General features: G+C 46.6%; 6 protein-coding genes. 2 read left to right on the top strand and 4 right to left on the bottom strand.

The window, feature by feature from the left end:
- Positions 1–12: 12 nt before the first annotated feature.
- From IB226_RS08130 to IB226_RS08140, 3 genes are read right to left on the bottom strand one after another with little or no spacing between them, the layout of a single operon-like run.
- Entirely contained in the window at positions 13–2,478 is a 2,466-nt protein-coding gene (locus tag IB226_RS08130) for a CS1-pili formation C-terminal domain-containing protein (protein ID WP_192234460.1), read from the bottom strand.
- 53 nt (positions 2,479–2,531) lie between these two features.
- Positions 2,532–3,026 carry a CS1 type fimbrial major subunit gene (locus tag IB226_RS08135; protein WP_192234462.1) on the bottom strand — a complete coding sequence of 165 codons (495 nt, stop codon included), beginning with the start codon at positions 3,024–3,026 and terminating at the stop codon, positions 2,532–2,534.
- A gap of 26 nt (positions 3,027–3,052) precedes the next feature.
- Positions 3,053–3,784 carry a hypothetical protein gene (locus tag IB226_RS08140; protein ID WP_192234464.1) on the bottom strand — a complete coding sequence of 244 codons (732 nt, stop codon included), beginning with the start codon at positions 3,782–3,784 and terminating at the stop codon, positions 3,053–3,055.
- Between the two features lie 255 nt (positions 3,785–4,039).
- On the opposite strand from IB226_RS08140, the gene IB226_RS08145 reads away from it, so the two are divergent.
- Both IB226_RS08145 and ybjG read left to right on the top strand, forming a co-directional pair.
- On the top strand, positions 4,040–5,380 hold the full coding sequence (locus IB226_RS08145; protein WP_192234466.1) for a hypothetical protein: 1,341 nt from the start codon (positions 4,040–4,042) through the stop codon (positions 5,378–5,380).
- A gap of 227 nt (positions 5,381–5,607) precedes the next feature.
- The gene (gene ybjG, locus IB226_RS08150) at positions 5,608–6,213 is read left to right on the top strand and encodes an undecaprenyl-diphosphate phosphatase (RefSeq protein WP_192234468.1); all 606 of its coding nucleotides are present in this window, start codon (positions 5,608–5,610) and stop codon (positions 6,211–6,213) included.
- Between the two features lie 94 nt (positions 6,214–6,307).
- On the opposite strand, the gene IB226_RS23390 is transcribed toward ybjG, so the two are convergent.
- Positions 6,308–6,399 (bottom strand): IS3 family transposase (locus IB226_RS23390; protein ID WP_367117890.1); only part of this gene is annotated, 92 nt, incomplete at its 5' end.

Genomic DNA, 6,399 nt, shown 5'->3' on the forward strand with positions numbered 1-6,399 from the left:
TCTCTTTTCCTATTAACTCTGGTCATTTGGGCGGCAAGCAAGATCGCCCACCATCAACGTGCTGTTTTCACGTTTCGCGTTCGCCGTATCCAGCATGACTTTGCATTGCTTGCCTTCACGCGAATGAATCGTCAATTCAGGCGTATGTTCATGCATATCGGTGACGAAGAATCCGTCACTTTCCGCAATGCCATGCCCCGCATGGTTAACCAGTTTTGCCCCAGACATCGGCTCGCCTTTATGGTCGATAACGCGGCCGATCACCGTAACGGTTTTCATCACGCGCACTTTGCCAGACGCCACGCCGCCTTTATTTAAGTGATAAGGCAGCTCTGCAGGCCAGATTTTCAGCGCAGGACCATCATTGCCGACAAAATCAATTTGCAGTTGCCCAGACTTCCACGCATTCACCGGCACAAAATTGCGTCCCGCGCGCAGCGTGCTGCTGGTGCCATTGCTATCCCAGGCTTTTAATCTGACGTTAGGATCGTCACTTTCGACATCAATGATCATACCGGTATGACTAGCCCAGCTTTCGGGACTGTGGCTGGCCGACACTTTTCCACCGCCAATCGCCAGCGTGTTGTTCATATTGATGCCGCCACTCAACGATTGTGATGCACTGGATTGCTGGGCATACACCGAACCGCTGGCATAACGGTGCTTGAAGTCGCTATACAGATTGCCGCCGAGACCATATTGATCGCCGGTTACCCCAGCGGAAAGGCGCTCGATTGGGCCATTCTCGAAGGATTGCACCACGCCTGCTGAAGCAAACATTTCGCGTCCGCCACGATTGTCATTACGGCTGCCCAAGGAAGCCGTCACGTTGCGTTTATTCTCGCCGAGTGAGAACGATAGATTGAGATTGGCTCCGCGGTTGCGTGATGCGCCATTCTGACTATAAGGACGATCAAATGCGTTCAACGTGAGCGAGACAGGCGTATCTTTCACGGAAAAACGCGTGCGCCAGTTGGCATCAACGCCCACACCATTTTCACGGCTGTAGTGCGTTGCACGCAGTGACATTGAATCACCGTTCCCCAAACGATGATTAACCGTCGCTCCGCTGTTGTGCTGTTTGTTGGTCTTGCACGTATTCACCGAGCAACGGCTGCTCTCATCCTGATACCAGCTCTGACTGTGGTTCAGCAGCAAACTGGTCTGCGGTTGCACCTGCCAGCTGAACTGGCTATCAAAACGTGAACCCCATTGGTCACTGACACCCGCGCTGCCATACAAACGCGTGCTCTGGCTGGATTGGATATCAGTTGAAACACCCAACTGATTGCTGCCGGCATTATGTTGCGCTGCGCCGCCCACAATCACCTTTGGATGCAACAGATAATTGGTGCTGATACCAAAGGCCGCATCGCCATCCGCCTGGTTATAGCGGTTATTACCGAGTTGCTTCTCTACACCGCCATAAAGATTGTACTGCCAGCGACGATCGGGATTGCGCCAGCTGGTGGGTTTATAGATGGTCTCTTCCGTACGGCTGATTTCACGGCCATCTTCGACCAGCCGCACTTCAACGCCGTAAATGCCGCCGGGCAAAACAGTGGTATCCAGTTGCTGCATCCCCGTCTGCACAGGTTGGCTGTTGATCAGCACGCCATCACGATAGATTTCAGCAATCGAATCGCGGTTGGCGGTGACATAAACGGGATAAAGACTGGCCTGCGCCTGGCTTTCCAGTAAGGTGTCGGAACTGCCTACCATCACACCTGCGACGGTATTCACACTACTGCGGCCAGGCATCACCGGTTGTCGCAGGATCCCTTGAGAATCCGGCATAAATAACCCAGCACGTACCGCTGTGCCGGGCAATTCACGCTGTAAAAAGAGTGAACTTACACGTGCATCGGTTTTACTGTTTTCAATGTCACTGCGACTGAGCTGGCTGCTGGCTTGCGCGGTCCATTTGCCAATGCTGCCTTCCAACTGCAACCCTTGATACCCCGACCAAGGCTGCTGTTCACCGCCAATCAGGTTAAGTTGGTTGCGTAATATCAATCCACTGCTGCCTTGTTCAGGCAAGGCAATATGCTTCACTTTGCCTTTTTCCTCTTTTGCCGCTGAGGTGCTGATATATAACGTGGTATTGGCCAAGCTGTAATGCAGGCTAATTAACCCTTCTGCACACTCTTGTTCACATTTACCTAGAGGAAAAGAATTTTTAAATATATTACTCCAGCGACTACGTGCGACAGCGGGTAATTTACTTTCGGAAAATTCGGTGAACTTTACTAATTGAACGGTTTTGGCACGAGATAATAAAATCATGGCATCACCTAAATATTCACCATCCAGCTCGACTTTCGTCAACAGCGGTGCATCAAAGAAGTGTGCACTGAAATCTTCCGGCAGATTGTCTGCCTGAGTCACCAGATCTTCCATGGGCACCGCAGATACCGACATTGGCAGCATAAATAGCGCCACGGCGATAGGCAGAGGTTTTTTATTAAGTAACAACATGAGTTTATCCGCTAAAAAAAGGACGCCGTGTGCGTCCTTATTATCAGAAGTAATTAAGGAATTTCGTGATCAAAAACCATGGTAACTTCTCCGGCGTAGCTACCACCCTCATAAGATGGAGAGCCAGTAGGGCTCACCACTAATGGCAATATTTTTTCATCAGCAGCACTGGCTGCTGTAAGTATATCGGCAGCATTAATTGGCCCAACACCAAGATCCGTAGTACCAACCCGGACAGTCAATGGTATATTATTCGCAGGAATATCTTCATGTTCTAATATTGCAGCACTCAGAAGGTGTGCGCTAATTTTTCCTTCAGTATTGCGCGCAAGAAGATTAGTTGAGACATTATTCAGAATATAAGCATCATTATCCCAAACCATTTCCTGCCTGGTTGAACCGAAAGCAGGGTCAGAAAATTTAACGTATGAACGTTCTGATGGGATAGTGGCTTCTAATTCAAAAGTTAGCTGTTGTTGCCTGTCTGCCACAGCCAGTGAACTTACAGCGACCAGACTAGCAATTAAAGATTTATAAAAAAGTTTCATGGTGTTAACTCATTTTAAAGAGGATATTATCCGAATTTCTTCGGTGTTTTTTTACTACCTTCCAGCAAAGTAAATTGCCAATTTTTTTGACTTTCTTGCTTCAAATTATGTTGCTTACCTGGCATGAGAATAACTGACGATGCATCGCCACATTTTTCCCCCTGACACAATTTGATGCCTTCAAGTTTGATACTGCTGTTACCTTTATTGGTGATGATAATTTTGTCATCACGCTGCGTAATATCCGTATTAAATGCAGCATTTTCAGGTCGTACTATTACCATTGCGCCGTAACCGGTTAGAATGCTAACGCCTGCATTGAGTGCTTTTTTATATTCATCATACTGTTTTTTTGACTGACCGAACTCATATTGGTCCTTTGGCATGACAGGAATATATCGAACGCGGTAATAACGCTCTTTATCTCTTTTTCCTACAACCACTAACCTTCCAGTTTGCATGCCATTTGCCGGGATAATCATGCGGGAGGGTGTAAAGATTAATCCATCAACTTTTCCACTTGCCGCCGCTGTAGCATCGATTTTTTTCTCTGACTTTTCGCCGTTCGGCAAGTAAGACATTTCACTCACATCAACCCGAACATAACCGGTGTCATTACCACTATTTCGAATTCTTTTTAGCAATGTACTCTTATCGCTTTCAATAAAATCGTACATTGAACCTACCGTAATTTTAGGAATAGCAGCAGCGTGCAAACTTGCTCCCGCCAGTGCTAAGGCAAGAATAACTTTAAACATAGTAACCTCATTGGAATGAGTGCCACCGGTAAACAGTTGTCCTTGTCAGGCAGCACTTATTTGATGGGAGTAATATGCCATAACCTTTTCAATCCACTCTATGAGAGCACTCTCAAAGCAAGGAAATAAGACAAGAATCCTCTCAACCTTCAACCCAGGAATAAACATATCGAATATGATCTGCATTAAATTCTTATATAGGCCTTGCATTTTGAGAGTGCTCTCGTTTTCCCACAAGGTCTTATTAAGATAAGATTGCCTTTAGAAAACATCATTAATCATGATGATGCAGGTTGTTTAAACTTATCACGCCTTCATTTATCACTTACTTTGGAATTACCGGTGAAAATAAAATCCAGTAAAAATCTCCCGCACACCTTATTAAGGTTTGTTTTTTATGGGACTATTTTGTTTTTAAATTCATTTTTATTTCTTACAACATCAGTTCGCGCAGAAACATTGAATGTAACTGCTGAATTCCGTCCCTCAGCAGCAAATCCTCGAGTCGATAAGTTCAATAACACTACACCCGTCGCGGGCTTTTGCCTGGATTATCAAAGATTTTGTGGAGAGGGTGTTTTTTCAATTGCCACCAACCTGAATGTCAATAATATCACTCTCATCGCTGAAAGTAACAATAATAATGAACGTATTTATCAGAAATTAGATGCAAACTGGAAAACTATATCATTAACTGATGATGAAACTGGCCAGTCAATTACCGTCCAGTTTCGCTTAATGCTGCTCGGTCAACGCTTCTCACGCTCCGGAGGCGGTTTTGTTACTGCTGATTTTAATTCAGCTGGCGGTAACCCTCTAGGTGGGTGTGGTGGCACGATAGGAGCAGGAATTCCAAACAGTTACTTTCGATTTGCATGGAACCATAGCTCCTTGCCTGCCTCTTGCTATAAAAACGTAGTTAATATGAATTATACAGATTTCAAGATTAATGAGATTTCTGTCGGTTATGAGATGAAAAGCAGTTCCCCGATGAATATGCCTAATGGAACATTTAAGGGTTCCATTAGTTACTCCGTAGGAAACGGACAGCAGATTGATTTAGGAGCGGGGGATTACTCCGATAATATACTGGAAATTAAAATTGAAGCTCAGATCGAACATGAATTAAAATTTGAAATGGTCGGTTCCGAAAAAGTACCTATGATTCCACCTGGTGGCTGGCAGGATTGGACTTCAGGCGGCGCAACCCAATTTAGGCTTGAGGGTACGGGTTCTTTTAGAAGCACAGCTTCAGCGCCATTCAGCGTCTATCTCGAATGCCAGCATAAAGTGCTCAACAGTTGTGCTATACAAAAGGAAGGTGACGATACCCTCGTGCAAGTTGATACAACAATAACAATACCCTTTGTTAAGGAACGTGATAGTGGTGAAGATATTACCAATTGGCCGATATATGTTCGTTCAATACATACTCCCGATTATGTTTTTGAACCAAGATCATACATTAACGGCTTTTTATCGACAGTAAAGTTTAGTGTCAATCAGGTCGAAAGTTTGCGCATGGGTAATTATCCCGGCAGCACTTGGCGCGGAAGCGCTACGCTGATATTTGATGCCGAGATTGGCTCACCCTAGCCTTCACACTTTTTACCTTTAGAGGTGGGCGTCATTTTTTCGCCCCCTTCGCACCCGCAAATCTTCATGCAACCTTCATCAAAGTTAAACACTCCAACAACCCGCGATAAGATTAAGAGCGCGACTATGTACGCATAGGCGCGCGGCTTTTAAGCTATCACGCTTATTTTGCAGACAATTTTGCGTTGCAGTTTTTTGGGTAAACAAGACGAGGACAAGGAATCGTGATGGAAGCACTGAACCACACGCTCTTTTTATGGATCAACGCCACGCAGGATTCGCCGCAGTGGCTAATTAGTCTGGCAACCTTTATCGCCAAAGATGTGATAGCCATCGTGCCGCTGCTGATTGTGGCACTGTGGCTGTGGGGACCGCGCGATAAGTTGCAATCGCAACGGGAACTGGTGCTGAAAACCGGCATGGCATTGTTATATGCGCTGAGCATCTCATGGTGCGTCGGCCAGCTGTTGCCACATCCACGTCCGTTTGCCATTGGCTTCGGACATCAGTTCTTATCTCACGCCGCAGATGACTCTTATCCAAGCGATCATGGCACCACCATTTTTACCTTTGCGCTGGCCTTTATCTTCTGGCATCGCTTGTGGTCAGGCGTATTGTTGCTGGTGATCGGCAGCGCTATCGCCTGGTCACGCGTCTACCTTGGCGTGCACTGGCCAATGGATATGCTGGGCGGATTTTTGGTTGGTTTGCTGGCGTGCCTGGCGTCACACATGGCGTGGCAGCTGTATGGCGAGCGGATGCTGGCGTTTACGCATCAGGTGTACCGCGCGCTGTTCGCCATGCCGATTAAGAAAGGGTGGATTCGCGAGTAATTGTTTTGGTCGCCATAAATGAACTGAACCCCATAACCTGGACCGTTTAGTTAAAGCGCTGGAGTGACCCCGTTCCCGTAGACATTCACTGTCCTCACGACGAGGCTTTTTCGAAGGCCTCTGGACTGACACCTCCCAGGTGGCTGTGGCGTCGGGTCCGGTTGTAGAACACTTCGATATAATCAA

Source organism: Pantoea sp. PNT03 (assembly GCF_014852515.1).
GTDB lineage: Bacteria > Pseudomonadota > Gammaproteobacteria > Enterobacterales > Enterobacteriaceae > Pantoea > Pantoea leporis.

Excerpts from the sequence above, each read along its gene's own strand:
- IB226_RS08130 (WP_192234460.1), bottom strand. The coding sequence starts at position 2,478 with ATGTTGTTACTTAATAAAAAACCTCTGCCTATCGCCGTGGCGCTATTT.
- IB226_RS08135 (WP_192234462.1), bottom strand. The coding sequence starts at position 3,026 with ATGAAACTTTTTTATAAATCTTTAATTGCTAGTCTGGTCGCTGTAAGT.
- IB226_RS08140 (WP_192234464.1), bottom strand. The coding sequence starts at position 3,784 with ATGTTTAAAGTTATTCTTGCCTTAGCACTGGCGGGAGCAAGTTTGCAC.
- ybjG (WP_192234468.1), top strand. The coding sequence starts at position 5,608 with ATGGAAGCACTGAACCACACGCTCTTTTTATGGATCAACGCCACGCAG.